General features: G+C 70.8%; 17 protein-coding genes. 7 read left to right on the forward strand and 10 right to left on the reverse strand.

What is annotated here, in order from left to right; genetic code table 11:
- Positions 1-120 precede the first annotated feature (120 nt).
- Positions 121-1029: an aldo/keto reductase gene (locus G407_RS0120665; protein ID WP_029032344.1), complete on the forward strand. Its 909-nt coding sequence runs from the start codon at positions 121-123 to the stop codon at positions 1027-1029.
- A 7-nt stretch (positions 1030-1036) separates the two neighbouring features.
- Here the strand turns inward: G407_RS0120665 and G407_RS0120670 are convergent, their stop codons facing one another.
- The 4 genes from G407_RS0120670 to G407_RS29095 form a co-directional block, all read right to left on the reverse strand.
- Entirely contained in the window at positions 1037-1684 is a 648-nt protein-coding gene (locus G407_RS0120670) for a trimeric intracellular cation channel family protein (protein ID WP_029032345.1), read from the reverse strand.
- An 81-nt stretch (positions 1685-1765) separates the two neighbouring features.
- Positions 1766-2023, reverse strand: a complete 258-nt coding sequence (locus tag G407_RS0120675; protein WP_029032346.1) for an SWIB/MDM2 domain-containing protein — start codon at positions 2021-2023, stop codon at positions 1766-1768.
- A gap of 3 nt (positions 2024-2026) precedes the next feature.
- Positions 2027-2248, reverse strand: coding sequence for a hypothetical protein (locus tag G407_RS0120680; RefSeq protein WP_029032347.1), 222 nt, complete (start codon positions 2246-2248; stop codon positions 2027-2029).
- Between the two features lie 88 nt (positions 2249-2336).
- Positions 2337-3152 carry a glutamine amidotransferase gene (locus tag G407_RS29095; RefSeq protein ID WP_084327690.1) on the reverse strand — a complete coding sequence of 272 codons (816 nt, stop codon included), beginning with the start codon at positions 3150-3152 and terminating at the stop codon, positions 2337-2339.
- Between the two features lie 397 nt (positions 3153-3549).
- On the opposite strand from G407_RS29095, the gene mtnA reads away from it, so the two are divergent.
- Entirely contained in the window at positions 3550-4653 is a 1104-nt protein-coding gene (gene mtnA / locus G407_RS0120695) for an S-methyl-5-thioribose-1-phosphate isomerase (protein ID WP_029032348.1), read from the forward strand.
- Positions 4650-5306, forward strand: coding sequence for a class II aldolase/adducin family protein (locus tag G407_RS0120700; protein ID WP_029032349.1), 657 nt, complete (start codon positions 4650-4652; stop codon positions 5304-5306). Before mtnA ends, G407_RS0120700 begins: the two co-directional genes overlap by 4 nt.
- A gap of 145 nt (positions 5307-5451) precedes the next feature.
- On the opposite strand, the gene metH is transcribed toward G407_RS0120700, so the two are convergent.
- The 6 genes from metH to G407_RS0120730 form a co-directional block, all read right to left on the reverse strand.
- Positions 5452-9201: a methionine synthase gene (gene metH / locus G407_RS0120705; protein WP_029032350.1), complete on the reverse strand. Its 3750-nt coding sequence runs from the start codon at positions 9199-9201 to the stop codon at positions 5452-5454.
- A gap of 62 nt (positions 9202-9263) precedes the next feature.
- Positions 9264-10223, reverse strand: coding sequence for a methylenetetrahydrofolate reductase [NAD(P)H] (metF, locus tag G407_RS29100; RefSeq protein ID WP_084327691.1), 960 nt, complete (start codon positions 10221-10223; stop codon positions 9264-9266).
- Positions 10223-11245, reverse strand: coding sequence for an ArsR/SmtB family transcription factor (locus G407_RS0120715; RefSeq protein ID WP_052341690.1), 1023 nt, complete (start codon positions 11243-11245; stop codon positions 10223-10225). Before G407_RS0120715 ends, metF begins: the two co-directional genes overlap by 1 nt.
- 174 nt (positions 11246-11419) lie before the next feature.
- On the reverse strand, positions 11420-12238 hold the full coding sequence (locus G407_RS29105; RefSeq protein ID WP_084327692.1) for a beta-phosphoglucomutase family hydrolase: 819 nt from the start codon (positions 12236-12238) through the stop codon (positions 11420-11422).
- 73 nt (positions 12239-12311) lie between these two features.
- Positions 12312-12881: an HNH endonuclease gene (locus G407_RS0120725; protein ID WP_084327693.1), complete on the reverse strand. Its 570-nt coding sequence runs from the start codon at positions 12879-12881 to the stop codon at positions 12312-12314.
- Positions 12882-13070: 189 nt separating this feature from the next.
- A complete protein-coding gene (locus tag G407_RS0120730; protein WP_029032353.1) occupies positions 13071-13298 on the reverse strand; it encodes a hypothetical protein in 228 nt (75 codons plus the stop codon).
- Positions 13299-13863: 565 nt separating this feature from the next.
- Here G407_RS0120730 and rpsL point away from each other — a divergent pair.
- The 4 genes from rpsL to tuf form a co-directional block, all read left to right on the forward strand.
- The gene (gene rpsL, locus G407_RS0120735; protein ID WP_029032354.1) at positions 13864-14235 is read left to right on the forward strand and encodes a 30S ribosomal protein S12; all 372 of its coding nucleotides are present in this window, start codon (positions 13864-13866) and stop codon (positions 14233-14235) included.
- Between the two features lie 51 nt (positions 14236-14286).
- Positions 14287-14757, forward strand: a complete 471-nt coding sequence (gene rpsG, locus G407_RS0120740) for a 30S ribosomal protein S7 (RefSeq protein ID WP_029032355.1) — start codon at positions 14287-14289, stop codon at positions 14755-14757.
- 37 nt (positions 14758-14794) lie between these two features.
- The gene (fusA, locus tag G407_RS0120745; protein ID WP_029032356.1) at positions 14795-16870 is read left to right on the forward strand and encodes an elongation factor G; all 2076 of its coding nucleotides are present in this window, start codon (positions 14795-14797) and stop codon (positions 16868-16870) included.
- Between the two features lie 70 nt (positions 16871-16940).
- Positions 16941-18073 (forward strand): elongation factor Tu (gene tuf / locus G407_RS0120750; protein WP_029032357.1); only part of this gene is annotated, 1133 nt, incomplete at its 3' end.

Consider the following 18073-nt stretch of genomic DNA (forward strand, 5'->3'; position numbering starts at 1 on the left):
CCCCTACAGGGAAGGAGAAACGCTGTGCACCCGCCGCTCTCCTCCACGATGCCGCGCGTGGAAGGTGTTGGCGGCATCGGACGATGCGTGAATCGACGAATGCTCCAGGAAAGCCCGCCCATGGTCCAGCGTCAGCGTCTCCACCCCGACGGCCCGATGCTCTCGCGCCTCGTCTGGGGCGCCTGGCGCGCCCGCGACACGGAGGCGCTCGCGCGCCCGCAGGGGCTCCTGCGCATGATCGAGACGTGCCTCGACCACGGCATCACCACGTTCGACCACGCCGACATCTACGGCCGGTACGCGGTCGAGGCGCTGTTCGGCGAGGCGCTGCGGCTCGCCCCCGCCCTGCGGCAGCGCATCGAGATCGTCACCAAGTGCGACATCGCCCTCGTCTCCCCGGCACGCCCGGCGCACCGGGTGAAGCACTACGACACGAGCGCGGCGCACATCCGCGCGTCGGTCGAGCGCTCGCTCGCCGATCTCGGCGTGGAGCGCATCGACGTGCTGCTCCTCCACCGCCCCGACCCGCTGATGGACGCGGACGAGGTGGCCGGCGTCCTCGCCGCGCTGGTGGCCGAGGGCAAGATCGCTCATGCGGGCGTGTCGAACCACGGGGTCGAGACGATGCGCCTCCTCGCCGCGCGGCTGCCGTTCCCGCTGGTCACGAACCAGATCGAGCTCTCGGTGCTGCACACGGATCCGCTCGAGAGCGGCCTGCTGGACTACCTCCAGGCGGAGCGCATCGCCCCCATGATCTGGTCGCCGCTCGGCGGCGGGCGTCTCTTCGCGAGCCCGCCGGACGGGCCGCTCGGGCGTACGATGGCCGAGCTGTGCGCCCGGTACGGCCTCTCCGGCCCCGGCCCGCTCGCGATCGCCTGGCTCCTGCGCCTGCCGACCCGCCCCGTCCCGGTGCTGGGCACGACGAGCCCGGAGCGCATTGCCGACCTCGCGGCGGCGGACGCGGTTGTCGTGGAGCGGCAGGATTGGTTCGCGCTGCTCGAGGCGGCGCGGGGGAGGGCGGTGGCGTGAGCGTCCCTCACCGCCCGATCTCGTCGGGCGTGCGCCCCGGCCGCGGGCGATAGCGCGGGAGCGACCAGCCGTAGCGCAGCGCGGCGCCGCGAAGCGCGAAGCCGGCGGCGAGGCCCGTGCCGATTGCGACCTCGCGGGGCGCGCCCGCGGCCGCGAGCGCGACGTAGGCGGCGGCCGCGAGCAGCGCCGCCGTCACGTAGATCTCGCGCCTGAGCGCGATCGAGGGCTCAGCGCCGATCACGTCGCGCAGGATGCCCCCGAAGGTCGCCGTCGCCACGCCGAGGAAGATCGCCACCGCCGGCCCCGTGCCCGCGGCGAGCGCCTTCTCGGCGCCGGCCACGGCGAACAGCGCGAGGCCGGCGGCGTCGAACCAGAGCAGCAGCACCCAGCGCGACTGCGGGATGTGGGCGGTGAAGAAGATCAGGCAGGAGACGACGACGCAGGTCGTCAGGTAGGCGGGCTCCACGGTCCAGAACACGGGCACGTCGAGCACGAGGTCGCGCAGCGTTCCCCCGCCGATTCCCGTCGCCGTGCCGAGCAGCACGAAGCCGACGATGTCCATCTCCTTGCGCGAGGCGACGAGCGCGCCCGTCACGGCGAAAACGACGAGGCCGAGCCAGTCGAGGACGGCGAGGGCGGTATCGAAGGCGGGCATGCGGGGCGCGTCTCGCGGGGCGGGACGCGCACCATGCCGGGCGGGCGCGGCGCTGTCGAGCGCCGCACCGCGCCTCGTGTGTCACTGCAGGTGCCGCGAGAGGTGCTTGTTCATCTCGAACATGGTCACGCGGTCCTTGCCGAAGACCGGCTGCAGCTTCTCGTCGGCGATGATCTCGCGCTTGTTCTGCGGGTTCTGCAGGTCGTTCTTCTTGATGTAGTCCCACACCTTGCTGACCACCTCCGGCCGCGGCAACGGGTCGGAGCCCACCACGGCCGCGAGCTCGGGCGAGGGCTTCAGGGGCTTCATCAGGGCGGAATTGGCTTTCTTCTCGGCCATGGCTCAGGTCTCCTCGCCGTTGGTCTCGGTCTCTCCGGCACCGTCTTCCCGGGCGTCGTCGCCCTCGGTGGAGCGGGGTGCGGGGCGCGGCGGGCGGTTGGTGCGCCCGGCATAGCGCTCGCGCCCGCGCGGCTCGGGCCGCTCCTCGAGGATCCGCTGCCCGCGCTCGACCGCGTCCGTGATGCTCACGCCGCGCGCCGCGCCGGTGATGGGATTGCCACGCATGATGTTCGCGCCTTCCGTTGTCGTTGCTCCGGGCCGTGACGCGGCCCTCGCAGGCAACGGGAAGCGGCCCGCACTCGTTCCGGCGGGTTCAGCGCGAGGTCGCGGCTGCCGCACGCCCGATCATGGCATGTCCGCCGCCCGCTGTCGCGTCGCGCTCCGCGCCTGCGACCATTCCCCCTGCCAGCCAATGGTCGAGGAAGGCGTCGAGCCAGGCGCGCACCGCGCCGTCGTGGATCAGCCGGCCCTCGAGGTGCGCCGCGCGCGGCTTCGCGCCGGGCAGCGACAGCCGCTCGTGAGCCCGCGTCGTCCAGCGGCAGGTCATCGCGTAGGTGACCTCCGGGTGGAACTGGAAGCCGTAGGCCGCCGGGCCGACGCGAATCGCCTGGACCGGGAAGTCGTCCCCCGTCGCGAGCGTCGCCGCGCCCGAGGGGCAGTCGAACCCCTCGCGGTGCCAATGGTAGACGTGACCGGGCCAGTCGACGCCGAGCCGCTTCGAGAGCCGCACGCCCTCGCGGGTGGGCTCGAGCGGGTAGTAGCCGATCTCGCAGCGCCCGTCGGCGTGGGGGTAGACCCGCGCGCCGAGATGGCGGGCGAGCATCTGCGCGCCCAGGCACAGGCCGAGGAAGGGCTTCTCCTCGGAGAGCGGCACCGCGCACCAGTCGATCTCGCGAGCGACGAAGTCGTCGGGGTCGTTGGCGCTCATCGGGCCGCCGAAGATCACGGCGCCGGCGTGACGAGCGAGCGTATCGGGGAGCGGATCGCCGTAGCGCGGGCGGCGGATGTCGAGCGGGTGCCCGCGCTCGCGCAGGAGCGTGCCCACACGCCCGGGAATCGAGGTCTCCTGATGCAGGACGATCAGGACGGGCTGCTTCGGGACGGGCTCGGGAAGCGAGGCTTCGGTCATGTCCCTATTGTCGGCCCGCGGCGTCCGGGATTCAACCCCGCGGGGCCGCGCGCGGTGAAACGCCCTTCGCGGACGGCGGTCCTCAGAGTGCCACCAGGACGATCGCCCCCGCGCCGATGCCGAACAACGTCACGCCGGCGAAGGCGAGGACGGCGGACGCCCCGAGGAGGGTGGTGACCACGATCCTCATCGGGGGTCCGCCGGGAAGGTGCGACGCGTCTGGCTCTCGCCTTCGAAACGAGGGTGATCGGGCCTGTTCCTGGAGCGCGTCGAGATCGTCATGAGGACAGGGTCGCCCCGATTGGTTAACGAAGGGTTGACGCGCTCGCGGCCTTGACGCGCCCGCGACCCTGCGTCCCTATGGGCGGGGCCGACGCCGGCGGCACGGAGGCGCGCGATGCGGATTCACGGACGGCACTACCGCACCATCTTCCCCGCCGAGGACGGCGAGGGCGTCTCCATCATCGACCAGACGAAGCTGCCCTTCGCCTTCGCGCTCGCTCGCCTCTCCACGATGGAGGAGGCCGCCGTCGCCATCCGCACCATGCAGGTGCGCGGTGCGCCGTTGATCGGCGCCACCGCCGCCTTCGGCGTCGCGCTCGCCGTGCAGCGTGATTCGTCCGACGACGCCCTGGCCGAGGCGGTGCGCGTGCTCGGCGCGACGCGGCCCACCGCGGTGAACCTGCACTGGGCGCTGGCGCGCGTCGAGCGCCGGCTCGCGCCGCTCTCGGGCCGCGATCGCGTGCGCGCCGCCTGGACCGAGGCGGAGTCGATCTGCGACGAGGACGTCGAGCAGAACCACGCCATCGGCATCCATGGCGCCCGTCTGCTCGCCGACATCCACGGGCGCACGGGGCGCGTGGTGAACGTCCTCACCCACTGCAACGCGGGCTGGCTCGCGACGGTGGATTGGGGCACCGCGCTCTCGCCGATCTACCAGGCGCACGACGCGGGCGTGCCCGTCCATGTCTGGGTCGACGAGACGCGGCCGCGCAACCAGGGCGCAGCGCTCACCGCCTACGAGCTCGGCGCCCACGGCGTGCCGCACACGGTCGTCGTCGACAATGCCGGCGGCCACCTGATGCAGCACGGGCGGGTCGACGTCTGCTTCGTCGGCTCGGACCGCACGACGGCGTCGGGCGACGTCTGCAACAAGATCGGGACGTATCTCAAGGCGCTCGCGGCGCACGACAACGGTGTGCCCTTCTACGTGACGCTGCCGGTGACGACGATCGACTGGTCCCTCGACGACGGCCTCGCCGGGATCCCGATCGAGGAGCGCGCCGAGCGGGAGGTGACGGATCTCGTCGGCATCGACGACGACGGCGTCGTGCGCGACGTGCGGGTCGTCGCGCCCGGCAGCCCGGCGGCGAACCCGGCCTTCGACGTCACGCCGGCGCGGCTGGTCACGGGCCTCGTCACCGAGCGCGGCATCTGCCCGGCCTCCCGCGAGGGCATCGCCGGGCTCTATCCGGACTACGCACGATCGGCGGCGGAATGAGCAAGCACGGCACCGAGGATCTGCGCGCGGAGATCGTGCGCGTGGCGCAGGCGATGGACCGGGCGGGCTTCTGCCCGACGAAGTCCGGCAACGTCTCGGCGCGCACCGAGGCGGGGCTGCTGATCACGCCCTCGGGCCTGCCCTACGCGGCGACGACGCCCGCCGACATCGTCGCGATCGACCTCGACGGCGCGCCGCGGGCGGAGGGCGGGCTGCGCCCCTCGTCCGAATGGCCGTTCCACACGGCGATCTACAGGGCGCGGCCCGAGATCCGCGCGATCGTCCACACCCACAGCCCGAAGGCCACCGCGCTCGCCTGCGCGCGCCGGCCGATCCCCGCCTTCCACTACATGGTCGCCTATTGCGGCGGGCGCGACATCCGCGTCGCCGACTACGCCACCTTCGGCTCCGCCGACCTCGCCGGCAACGCGGTGCGTGCGCTCGAGGGCCGCAAGGCGGTGCTGCTCGCCAACCACGGCGTCGTCGCGCTCGGCGCGAGCCTCGACGGCGCGCTCGCGATCGCCGGCGAGGTGGAGAACCTCGCCGGGCAATACCTCGCGCTGCTGGCGGCCGGGCTCGACCCGGTGGTGCTCGACGAGGACGAGATGGACCGGGTGGCGGCGAAGTTCGCCGGCTACGGGAAGGTGGGGTAGGACGCCGACCGCCTCCTCCCCGCAGGGGAGGACGACGGCCGCAGGCCGGAGGGTGGGGAGGGCGGCGATTGCGTCTCGCCGGGGCGGCGAACGGGCCCCACCACCCGCGCGTTCCGCGCGGACTCCTCCCCTCCGGGGAGGACGCCTATTCCGCCGCCGCCGCGAGATACCGCGCGGGATCGTAGTTCAGCACCGGCGCCAGCCAGCGCTCGACCGTGCGCACGTCCATGCCCTTGCGCGCGGCGTAGTCCTCGACCTGGTCGCGCTCGATCTTGGCGACGCCGAAATAGTGCGCCTGCGGGTGCGCCAGGTAGAGGCCGGACACCGAGGACCCCGGCCACATGGCGTAGCTCTCGGTCAGCGTCACGCCGATCGCCTTCGAGGCGCCGGTGAGCGAAAACAGCGTCTCCTTCTCGGTATGGTCGGGCTGGGCCGGGTAGCCCGGGGCCGGGCGGATGCCCTGGTAGCTCTCCTGGATCAGCGCCTCGCTGGAGAGGGCCTCGTCGGGCGCGTAGCCCCAGAACTCGGTGCGCACGCGCTGGTGCATGCGCTCGGCCAGCGCCTCGGCGATGCGGTCTGCCAGAGCCTTGACCAGAATCGAGCGATAATCGTCGTTCGCCCGCTCGAAGCGCTCGGCGATGCGCACCTCCTCGAGCCCCGCCGTCACGACGAAGGCACCGACGTAGTCCGCGATCCCGGTGTCGGCCGGGGCCACGAAGTCGGAGATGCACTGGTTGGGCCGCCCGTCGCGCTTCACCAGCTGCTGGCGCAGGCCGTGGAAGGTGGCGAGCGTCTCCTGGCGGCTCTCGCCGGTGTAGAGGCGGATGTCGTCGCCGACGCTGTTCGCCGGCCAGAAGCCAATCACGGCCTTGGGCGTGAACCAGCGATTCTCGACGACGTCGCGCAGCATGACCTGCGCGTCCTCGAAGAGCTGGCGCGCGGCCGGGCCCTGCTTCTCGTCCTCCAGGATCGCCGGGTAGCGTCCCTTGAGCTCCCAGGTCTGGAAGAAGGGCGTCCAGTCGATGCAGGAGACGAGATCGGCGAGGTCGTAGGTGCGGAACACCCGCGGGCCGGTGAAGCTCGGCTTCGTCGGCCGATAGCCCGTCCAGTCGATCTTCGTCGCATTCTCCCGGGCCTTGGCGATCGGCAGGCGCTGCTTGTCCTGCTCGGCGCGGGCGTGGGCGTCGGCCACGCGGGCGTATTCCTTGCGCAGGGTCTCGACATAGGGGCCCTTCTGCTCGTCGGAGAGCAGGCTCGACACGACGCCCACCGCGCGCGAGGCGTCGGTGACGTAGACCGTCTGGCCCTTCGCGTAGGACGGGTGGATCTTCACCGCCGTGTGCACGCGGCTCGTCGTCGCCCCGCCGATGAGGAGCGGGATGTCGAAGCCCTCGCGCTCCATCTCGGAGGCGACGTTGACCATCTCGTCGAGGGACGGCGTGATCAGGCCCGACAGGCCGATGATGTCGACGCCGTGCTTCTTCGCCTCGTCGAGGATCCTGGCCGCCGGTACCATCACGCCGAGGTCGATCACCTCGTAATTGTTGCAGGCCAGCACCACGCCGACGATGTTCTTGCCGATGTCGTGCACGTCGCCCTTGACGGTGGCCATGAGGATCTTGCCCGCCGCCGGCTTGTCGACGAGGCCCATCTCCTCCTTTTCCTTGTCCATGTAGGGCGTGAGATGGGCGACCGCCTGCTTCATCACGCGCGCGGACTTGACCACCTGGGGCAGGAACATCTTGCCCGCGCCGAACAGGTCGCCGACGACGTTCATGCCGGCCATCAGCGGGCCCTCGATGACGTGGAGCGGGCGCGCGGCCGTCTTGCGGGCCTCCTCGACGTCCTCGACGATGAAGTCGGTGATGCCGTTGACGAGGGCGTGCTCCAGCCGCTTCTCGACGGGCCAGCCGCGCCACTCGAGGTTCTGCACCCGCGCCGCGCCGGCGCCGTCGCCCTTGAAGCGCGGGGCGGCCTCGAGCAGGCGCTCGGTGGCGTCCGTGCGGCGGTTGAGGACGACGTCCTCGCACAGGTCGCGCAGCTCCGGGTCGAGCTCGTCGTAGACGCCGAGCTGGCCTGCATTGACGATGCCCATGTCCATGCCCGCCTGGATGGCGTGGTACAGGAACACGGTGTGCATCGCCTCGCGCACCGGCTCGTTGCCGCGGAACGAGAAGGACAGGTTGGACACGCCGCCGGAGACGTGGGCGTGGGGCAGGTTGGTGCGGATGGCGCGCACGGCGTCGATGAAGTCGACGCCGTAATTGTCGTGCTCCTCGATACCGGTCGCGACCGCGAAGACGTTGGGATCGAAGACGATGTCCTCGGGCGGGAAGCCCACCTCGTCGACCAGGATGTCGTAGGCGCGCTTCGTGATCTCGATCTTGCGCGCGGCGGTGTCGGCCTGGCCCTCTTCGTCGAAGGCCATCACGACGACGGCGGCGCCGTAGTCGCGGCAGATGCGAGCCTGCTCGCGGAAGGCGTCCTCGCCCTCCTTCATGGAGATCGAGTTGACGATGGCCTTGCCCTGGACGCACTTCAGGCCGGCCTCGATCACCTCGAACTTCGACGAGTCGATCATCACCGGCACGCGGGCGATGTCCGGCTCGGCGGCGACGAGGTTGAGGAAGTCGACCATGGCCTTCTTCGAGTCGAGCAGGCCCTCGTCCATGTTGACGTCGATCACCTGCGCGCCCGCCGCGACCTGGTCGCGGGCGACGTCCAGCGCGGCGGCGTAGTCGCCCGCCGTGATCAGCTTGCGGAACTTGGCCGAGCCGGTGACGTTCGTGCGCTCGCCGACGTTGACGAAGGGGATGTCGGGGGTGAGCGTGAACGGCTCGAGGCCCGACAGCCGCATCATCCGCGGCCTCTCGACGACCGTGCGCGGCGCCTTGCCCTCGACGGCCTCGGCGATGGCGCGGATGTGCGCCGGCGTGGTGCCGCAGCAGCCGCCGACCATGTTGACGAGGCCCGCCTCGGCGAACTCCGCGATCATCGTCGCAGTGGCCTCGGGGCTCTCGTCGTAGAGGCCGAACTCGTTGGGCAGGCCCGCATTCGGGTAGGCGCAGACGAAGGTGTCGGCGATGCGCGAGAGCTCGGCGATGTGGGCGCGCATCTCCTTCGCACCCAGCGCGCAGTTGAGCCCGATGGTGAAGGGCGCGGCATGGCGCACGGAGTGCCAGAAAGCCTCCGGCGTCTGGCCCGACAGCGTGCGCCCGGAGAGGTCGGTGATCGTGCCCGAGATCATCAGCGGCAGCTCGGCCCCGCGCTCGGCGAAGACCGCGCGCGCCGCGGCGATGGCGGCCTTGGCGTTCAGCGTGTCGAAGATCGTCTCGACCAGGATCAGCTCCGCACCGCCGTCGCAGAGGCCCCGGATCTGCTCGGCATAGGCGTCGCGCACCTCGTCGAACGTCACCGCGCGATAGCCGGGGTTGTTGACGTCCGGCGAGATCGACAGCGTGCGGTTCGTCGGCCCGACCGCGCCCGCGACGAATCGCCGGCGCCCGTCCTCGGCGGCCGCGATCGCAGCCGCCTCCCGGGCGAGGCGCGCGCCCTCCTTGTTCAGCTCGTAGACGATGTCCTCCATGCCGTAGTCGGCCTGGGCGATGCGCGTGCCCGAGAAGGTGTTCGTCTCGACGACGTCCGACCCCGCCCGGAAATAGTCCAGGTGGATGTCGCGCATGGCGTCGGGCTGGGTGAGGATCAGAAGGTCGTTGTTGCCCTTCTGATCGTTGGGGTGATCCTGGAACCGGTCCCCGCGGAAGTCCGCCTCCGAGAACTTGCGGTTTTGGATCTCGGTCCCCATCGCGCCGTCGAGCACGAGGATGCGCGCGCGGGCGGCTTCCTTCAGGGCGGCCAGGACCTCTGCGCCGTCGGCGGGGCGGGTGTCGGACATGGGATGGCTCTCTCGGGTCGGTCGCGGAGGATCGGCTTACGGGGCCGGGCGTCTCGGCGCTGTCAGGCCGCGGCGGCCGTGGCTTCGGCCGGGCGCAGGCCCAGCATGTGGCAGATGGCGTAGGCGAGCTCGGCGCGGTTCATCGTGTAGATGTGGAACTCGCTCACCCCCTGCGCCCGCAGGTCGGAGACCTGCTCGCAGGCGACGGCGGCGGCGACGAGCTTGCGGGTCTCGAGGTCGTCGTCGAGCCCCTCGAAGCGCTGCGCCAGCCACTCCGGCACCGAGGCGCCGGTGCGCCTGGCGAAGCTCGCCGTCTGCTTGAAGTTCTGCACCGGCACGATTCCCGGCACGATCGGGATGTCGATGCCGGCGGCGCGCACCCGGTCGAGGTAGCGGTAGTAGATCGCGTTGTCGAAGAAGAACTGCGTGATCGCCCGCGTGGCGCCGGCGTCGACCTTCTTCTTCAGCGCGTCGATGTCCGCGTCGAAGCTCGCCGCCTCCGGGTGCTTCTCGGGATAGGCCGAGACCGAGACCTCGAAGTCGGCGATCCGCCGGATGCCCTCGACGAGGTCGCAGGCCTGGGCGTAGCCGCCCGGATGCGCCTCGTAGGCCGTGCCCAGCCCGCCGACGGGGTCGCCGCGCAGGGCCACGATGTGGCGCACGCCCGCGTCCCAGTAGCCGCGCACGACCTCGTCCACCTCCTCGCGCGTCGCGGCGACGCAGGTGAGGTGGGCGGCGGGCTTCAGGTCGGTCTCACGCACGATCCGCGCGACGGTGTTGTGCGTGCGCTCGCGGGTCGAGCCGCCGGCGCCGTAGGTCACCGAGACGAAGCGCGGCGCGAGCGGCGCGAGCCGCTCGATCGAGGCCCAGAGCGTGCGCTCCATCTCCTCGGTCTTGGGCGGGAAGAACTCGAACGAGACGTCGATGGGGCGGCCCTCGGCACGGAGCGTCTCGGAACGGAGCGTCTCGGGGCGAGCCGCCTCCTGGCGGGCCGAGTCGGGGCGGGCGTTCGCGGGCGACATCAGGCGACCTCTCTGTCGTGCGTGCGGAACGGCATGTCGTTGATCCGCCGGCGATCGCGGCCGAGCCAGAGCGACACGGTGAGCGCGTCCCCGCCCGCGCCGGGCGGCGCGAGGTCGCGGTGGAGGGGGCAGTCCAGCCCGGCCTCGGCGAGCCAATGCGCGACCTGCTCGCGCGAGAAGCCGAGGCGGCGGTGGGCGTGGTCCGCGCGCAGGAACTCGAGATCGTGCGGTGCGAAGTCGACGACGAGGAGCCGCCCACCGGGGGCGACGAGGCGCGCGGCCTCGCGCAGCGCGCGGGCCGGGTCGTCGAGATAGTGCAGGACCTGGTGGATGATCACGAGGTCGAAGGCGTTCGCCTCCACCGGCGGGGCGTGGATGTCGCCCTGGCGCAGCTCGACCCCGCGCACGCCCGCCTTCTCGAGATTGGCGCGCGCGACCGACAGCATGGCGTGGCTCGCGTCGAGCCCCACCGCGCGGCCGGCGCGCGGGGCCAGCAGGCCCAGCATGCGCCCGGTGCCGGTGCCGAGATCGACGAGCGCACGGATCGGCGCGTCGCCCAGCGCCGCGACGATCGCGGCCTCGACCTCGTCGGCGGGCGCGTGCAGCGAGCGCAGGCGGTCCCAGTCCGGCGCGAGGCGGGCGAAGTAGGCCTGCGCCGCCTCGGCGCGGGCGGCGCGGACCGCGGCCAGCCGCTCGCGATCGCCGGCGGCGGTGGCGTCGTCGGCGTCGAGCGCGTCGAGCATCGGGCGCAGCAGCGCCGCCGCAGCATCCCGGTCCGCGAGCCGGAAGAAGGCCCAGGCGCCCTCGCGGTGGCGCTCGACCAGCCCCGCCTCGACGAGGAGCTTGAGATGGCGCGAGATCCGCGGCTGCGACTGGCCGAGGATGTCGGTGAGGTCCGTGACCGAGAGCTCGCCCTGCGCCAGCAGCGAGAGGATGCGCAGCCGCGTCTCCTCGCCCGCGGCGCGCAGCGCGGCGAGAGCGGCGGGCAGCGTCAGCATCGTCTCGATCTCGGCGCTCGGCATCGGCGTCTCCCCGGCGGACGGACCATGGTCGGTGCTCGCACCATAACACCCTTCGCGGCGGAAAGGTAGATATAAAGATATCTTTATGTCAGGTTTGCGATCGACGCAAGCGGGGATCTCGGAACGCGGGCGTCTCCGTCCGGATCTCCCCCGCCCGATCCCACGCGCCCGATCTCACCCGCGCGGCGGCGGCTCCCGCGGCACGGACGCGTCGGCGAGGAGGTCGTCGGCAAGGAGGGCGTCGGCGAGGAGCGTGGACAGGTCGCGGGTGACGATGTCCGCCCCGGCTGCGCGGAGTGCCGCGCCGTGGCCCGCCGCCTCGTCCTCGCGATCGACGCCGACCACGAGCGCGAACCCGCCCGCGCGGCCGGCGGAGACGCCGGACACCGCATCCTCCACCACCATCGTGCGATCCGGGCCGGCGCCGAGGCGGCGGGCGGTCTCCACCAGGACGTCGGGCGCGGGCTTTCCCGCGAGGCCGGCTTCGCGGGCGGCGGTGCCGTCGACCGCGACGTCGAAGAGGTCGCGCACGCCCGCGCTCTCGAGCACGGCCGGCGCGTTGCGGCTCGCCGAGAAGATGCCGACCGCGATCCCGCGGGCCTTCAACGCCCGGATCAGGGCGAGCGTGTCCGCGTAGGCGGGGACCGGCGTTCTCGCGAGCCAGGCACGGAAGCGCGCGTTCTTCGCGGCGGCGATGCCCGCCACGCTGTCGAGGCTCGCCTCCCCCGGTGCGGCGTCCCCCGGATCGCCCTCGGGCAGCGCGATGCCGCGCGCGGCGAGAAAGCCCCGCACGCCGTCGAGGCGCGGCACGCCGTCGACCCGGGCGCGGTAGTCGGGCATGGCGAAGGGGCGCGCCGCCGCGCCGGAGGCGTGCCGCGCCAGCACGGCGTCGAACGTCTCCTTCCAGGCGTCGAAATGCGCCCGCGCGGTGTCGGTGACGACACCGTCCATGTCGAAGACGGCGGCGCGGATCGTCGGTCTCTCGTCGGTCATGGCATCGGGGAACGGCGCACCGGCCGTCCGGTTGCGTGGGCTCGGCTCGTGCGGGCGCGACGGCACCGAGCGCTCACGGCTCCAGCTCGGTGTCCCAGTAGAGGTAGTCCATCCAGCTCTGGTGGAGGTAGTTCGGCGGGAAGTGGCGGCCGTTCTGGTGGAGGTCGCTCAGCGAGGGCGCATAGGGCTCCTGGCGGGGAATCATGTCGGCCTCGCGGGGGAGGCGGTCGCTCTTGCGCAGGTTGCAGGGCGAGCAAGCGGCGACGACGTTCTCCCAGGTGGTCTGGCCGCCCTTGGAGCGGGGGATCACGTGGTCGAACGTGAGGTCCTCGCGGGCGCCGCAATATTGGCAGGTGAATCGGTCGCGGAGGAAGACGTTGAAGCGGGTGAAGGCCGGGATGCGGGTGGGCTTGACGTAGGTCTTGAGCGAGACGACGGACGGCAGCCGCATCTCGAAGGTGGGACTTCGCACCGTCTTGTCGTAATGCGAGACGATGTTCACCCGGTCGAGGAACACCGCCTTGATCGTGTCCTGCCAGCACCACACCGACAGCGGATAATAGCTCAAGGGCCGGTAGTCGGCGTTGAGCACGAGGGCCGGACACGCGTCCGGCCGGACAGTCGGCTGAACGTGTACGCTCACGTCACCTCCTCCGGCGGGGAGGGGATCGCTCCACGCTCCCGCACCGGAAAATCTACTCCCATCGTGACAGCCTTGTGAAGGCTCGTTCGCGCCGCAGGCGCGGTGCACAGGTGCGTGGCACGCCGACGGGCGCCGCCGCGCGGGGTGCGCGGCGTGCGACGCCTCGCCCGGCCGAGGCCGCGCGGCGGCTCAGGCCTGCGTATCCACGTATTGTCCCTGCCCGGGCGGAGGGGGCGCGGGCTCGGGGGGCGGGGACGCGGCCGGCTGCGCGTTCGCCTGCTCCATGCTGGCGAGGCTCGCCTCGACGAGGCGATTCGCGCTCGCGGTCTCACCGGCGCGCTTGAGCGCCTGCATGGCCGAGTCGGTCCGGCTGGAGGACCAGGCGGCCGACAGGCCCGCCGTGGGGTCGATGCTCATGGCTCGCGTCGTCTCCTCTCGCCCGTCCGATCGTCGAGCCTAGACGCGTCCCGTGAATCCTTCGTTGACCCGTCCCGTGGCATCCGAGCGGCCTCGCGCGCGCCGATGTCGCGTCGCGGCCGCGCGGAGCGGGGGCGAAGCCTCGGTTTTGCGGTTGACTCGGGGTTCGAGCCCCCTTATGTAGCGCGGACTTCCGGCGGGCCGTAGGTTCGCGGTATCGATGCGCCGAGCGTCGATCCAAGCGTCCTAGACGCCGCCGAAACTCAATGACCGTCTCACAGACGTCATCTTTTGGGGCACGACCGCGGGTCTCGCGACTCTCGGTCCTCTGCGTGGCGTCGCGCCTCAGGTCTCACCCGGACCCGACGGCGCGGTTTCGCTTTGCGTCGACGGTCGCCGGCAAGCGGGTCGTATCCCGTCGGCGACCCGAACGGTGCGGCACGCTGCGCGGGCGGTGAATGCGTGGAGGGTCCGGCTGCAGGCCGCGGGGCGAAGGTCCCGGGGTCGTCGGATCCGGGTTCGAGGAACGAGCGGCCGCGACGCGGCCGATACGAGAGGGCAGAGGATGCCGACCATCTCCCAGCTGATCCGCAAGCCGCGGACGGCCCAGAAGGCGCGCAACAAGGTCCCGGCGCTGGAGGCGTGCCCGCAGAAGCGCGGCGTGTGCACCCGCGTCTACACGACGACGCCGAAGAAGCCGAACTCCGCGCTGCGCAAGGTCGCGAAGGTGCGCCTGACGAACGGCTTCGAGGTCATCGGCTACATCCCCGGCGAGGGCCATAACCTCCAGGAGCACTCCGTGGTGATGATCCGCGGCGGCCGCGTGAAGGACCTGCCGGGCGTGCGCTACCACATCCTGCGCGGCGTCCTCGATACCCAGGGCGTCAAGAACCGCAAGCAGCGCCGTTCGAAGTACGGCGCCAAGCGTCCGAAGTAATCGCGTCCGGCCCAACCCGGTCGCCAGGAAGTTTCAGGACGGAGCCATCGCATGTCCCGCCGTCACCGCGCCGAAAAGCGTGAAATCAACCCGGATCCGAAGTACGGCGACGTCGTGCTGTCGAAGTTCATGAACTCGATCATGTACGACGGCAAGAAGTCCGCCGCCGAGAGCATCGTCTACGGTGCCTTCGATCTCGTCGAGAGCCGGATGAAGACCGACCCGCTCGAGGCGTTCAAGGCCGCCCTCGAGAACGTCGCCCCGGCGATCGAGGTCCGCTCCCGCCGCGTCGGCGGCGCCACCTACCAGGTGCCCGTCGAGGTCCGCCCGGAGCGCCGCCAGGCGCTGGCGATCCGCTGGCTGATCACTGCCGCTCGGGCGCGCAACGATCGCACGATGGTGGAGCGTCTCGCGGCGGAGCTCGCGGACGCGGCGCAGAATCGCGGCAGCGCCGTGAAGAAGCGCGAAGACACGCACCGGATGGCCGAGGCCAACCGCGCCTTCTCGCATTACCGCTGGTAATCGCGGCGCGGACACGAGACCGAGACGGAGAGACGCGATGCCTCGCGAGCACGAAATCAAGGACTACCGCAACTTCGGGATCATGGCCCACATCGACGCGGGCAAGACCACGACGACGGAGCGGATCCTGTTCTACACTGGCCGGTCGCACAAGATCGGCGAGGTGCACGACGGTGCCGCGACGATGGACTGGATGACCCAGGAGCAGGAGCGCGGCATCACGATCACGTCGGCCGCGACGACGTGCTTCTGGCGCGACCATCGCCTGAACATCATCGACACGCCCGGGCACGTCGACTTCACCATCGAGGTCGAGCGGTCGCTGCGCGTGCTCGACGGCGCCGTCTGCGTGCTCGACGGCAACCAGGGCGTGGAGCCGCAGACCGAGACGGTGTGGCGCCAGGCCGACAAGTACGACGTGCCGCGCATCGTGTTCGTCAACAAGATGGACAAGATCGGCGCCGACTTCTTCAAGTGCGTCGCCGACATCATCAAGCGCGTGGCCGGCAAGCCGGTCTGCCTGCAGCTGCCGATCGGCTCGGAGTCGAACTTCAAGGGCGTGATCGACCTCGTCCGCATGAAGGCGATCGTCTGGCTCGAGGAGTCGCTGGGCGCCAAGTTCGTCGAGGAGGAGATCCCGGCGGACCTGCAGGAGCAGGCGGCCGAGTACCGCACCAAGCTGGTCGAGGCCTGCGTCGAGCTCGACGACGATGCGATGGCGGCCTACCTCGAGGGGCAGGAGCCCTCCGTGGAGGAGCTCGTGCGCCTGATCCGCAAGGCGGTGCAGGACCGCGCCTTCCATCCGGTCCTGTGCGGCTCGGCCTTCAAGAACAAGGGCGTGCAGCCTCTCCTCGACGCGGTGGTGGACTACCTGCCGTCGCCGATCGATCGTGGCGGCGTCAACGGCCTGGAGCCGGAGACCGAGGAGCCGATGACCCGCCCGGCGGACGATTCGGCGCCGTTCTCCCTGCTCGCCTTCAAGATCATGGACGACCCCTTCGTCGGCACGATCACGTTCTGCCGCATCTATTCCGGCACGATCCTGGCCGGCTCGACGGTGCTCAACTCCACCTCCGGCAAGAAGGAGCGCATCGGCCGCATGCTGCTGATGCACGCCAACAACCGCGAGGACATCAAGGAGGCCGGCGCCGGCGACATCGTGGCGATGGCGGGCCTGAAGGAGACGCGCACCGGCGACACGCTGTGCGATCCGCAGAAGCCGATCATCCTCGAGAAGATGGAGTTCCCGGACCCCGTCATCGAGATCGCGATCGAGCCGAAGTCGAAGGCCGACCAGGAGAAGCTCGGCGTCGCGCTCTCCAAGCTCGCGGCCGAGGACCCGTCCTTCCGCGTCTCGACCGACGCCGAGTCCGGCCAAACCATCCTCAAGGGGATGGGCGAGCTGCACCTCGACATCAAGGTCGACATCCTGCGCCGCACCTACAAGGTCGACGCGAACGTCGGCGCGCCGCAGGTGGCCTATCGCGAGACGATCACCCGCAAGGCGGAGATCGACTACACCCACAAGAAGCAGACCGGCGGCACGGGCCAGTTCGCCCGCGTCAAGCTCGTCGTCGAGCCGAACGAGGCGGGCGGCGGCTACCAGTTCGAGTCGAAGATCGTCGGCGGCTCGGTGCCGAAGGAGTACATCCCCGGCGTCGAGAAGGGCATCAACTCCGTGATGGGCGCGGGCGTCGTCGCCGGCTTCCCGATCGTGGACTTCAAGGTGCAGCTGATCGACGGCGCCTTCCACGAGGTCGACTCGTCGGTGCTCGCCTTCGAGATCGCCACCCGCGCCGCGATGCGCGAGGCGCTCCAGAAGGGCGCCTCGGTGCTGCTCGAGCCGGTGATGAAGGTCGAGGTGGTGACCCCCGAGGAGTACACGGGCTCGGTCATCGGCGACCTCAACTCCCGGCGCGGGCAGATCCAGGGCCAGGACATGCGCGGCAACGCCGTGGTGATCAACGCCTTCGTGCCGCTCGCCAACATGTTCGGCTACGTCAACACGCTGCGCTCGATGAGCCAGGGCCGGGCGAACTACACGATGCTGTTCGACCACTACGAGCAGGTGCCCTCGAACGTGGCCGCCGAGGTGCAGGCCAAGTTCGCCTGATCGGTTCCGCGATCGGCGAACGCCCGCATCTCACTCCCGCAGACAACTCTCAGAACGAATGGGTGCCACCATGGCCAAGGCAAAATTCGAGCGTACGAAGCCGCACTGCAACATCGGGACGATCGGTCACGTGGACCACGGCAAGACGTCGCTGACGGCGGCGATCACGAAGGTCCTGGCGGAGACGGGCGGCGCGACGTACACGGCGTACGACGCGATCGACAAGGCTCCCGAGGAGAAGGCGCGCGGGATCACGATCTCGACGGCGCACGTGGAGTACGAGACGGCGAACCGTCACTACGCGCACGTGGACTGCCCCGGCCACGCGGACTACGTGAAGAACATGATCACGGGCGCGGCGCAGATGGACGGCGCGATCCTGGTCGTGTCGGCGGCGGACGGCCCGATGCCGCAGACGCGCGAGCACATCCTGCTCGCCCGCCAGGTCGGCGTGCCGGCGCTGGTCGTGTTCATGAACAAGGTCGACATGGTCGACGACGAGGAGCTGCTGGAGCTGGTCGAGCTCGAGATCCGCGAGCTCTTGTCGAAGTACAGCTTCCCGGGCGACGACATCCCGATCACGAAGGGCTCGGCGCTGATGGCGCTCGAGGACAAGAGCCCGGAGATCGGCAAGGAGGCCGTGCTCAAGCTGATGGCCTCGGTGGACGAGTACATCCCGACGCCGGAGCGCCCGATCGACCAGCCGTTCCTGATGCCGATCGAGGACGTGTTCTCGATCTCGGGCCGCGGCACGGTGGTGACGGGTCGCGTCGAGCGCGGCGTGGTGAAGGTGGGCGAGGAGGTCGAGATCGTCGGCATCCGCGACACCGTCAAGACCACCGTGACGGGCGTCGAGATGTTCCGCAAGCTGCTCGACCAGGGCCAGGCCGGCGACAACGTCGGCGTGCTGCTGCGCGGCACCAAGCGCGAGGACGTCGAGCGCGGGCAGGTCGTCTGCAAGCCGGGCTCGGTGAAGCCGCACAAGAAGTTCACTGCCGAGGCGTACATCCTCACCAAGGAGGAGGGCGGCCGCCACACGCCGTTCTTCAACAACTACCGCCCGCAGTTCTACTTCCGCACGACGGACGTGACCGGCATGTGCAAGCTGCCCGAGGGCACCGAGATGGTGATGCCGGGCGACAACGTGTCGATGGAGGTCGAGCTGATCGTGCCGATCGCCATGGAGGAGAAGCTGCGCTTCGC

The organism is Salinarimonas rosea DSM 21201 (assembly GCF_000429045.1).
In the GTDB taxonomy this organism is placed as follows: Bacteria; Pseudomonadota; Alphaproteobacteria; order Rhizobiales; family Beijerinckiaceae; genus Salinarimonas; species Salinarimonas rosea.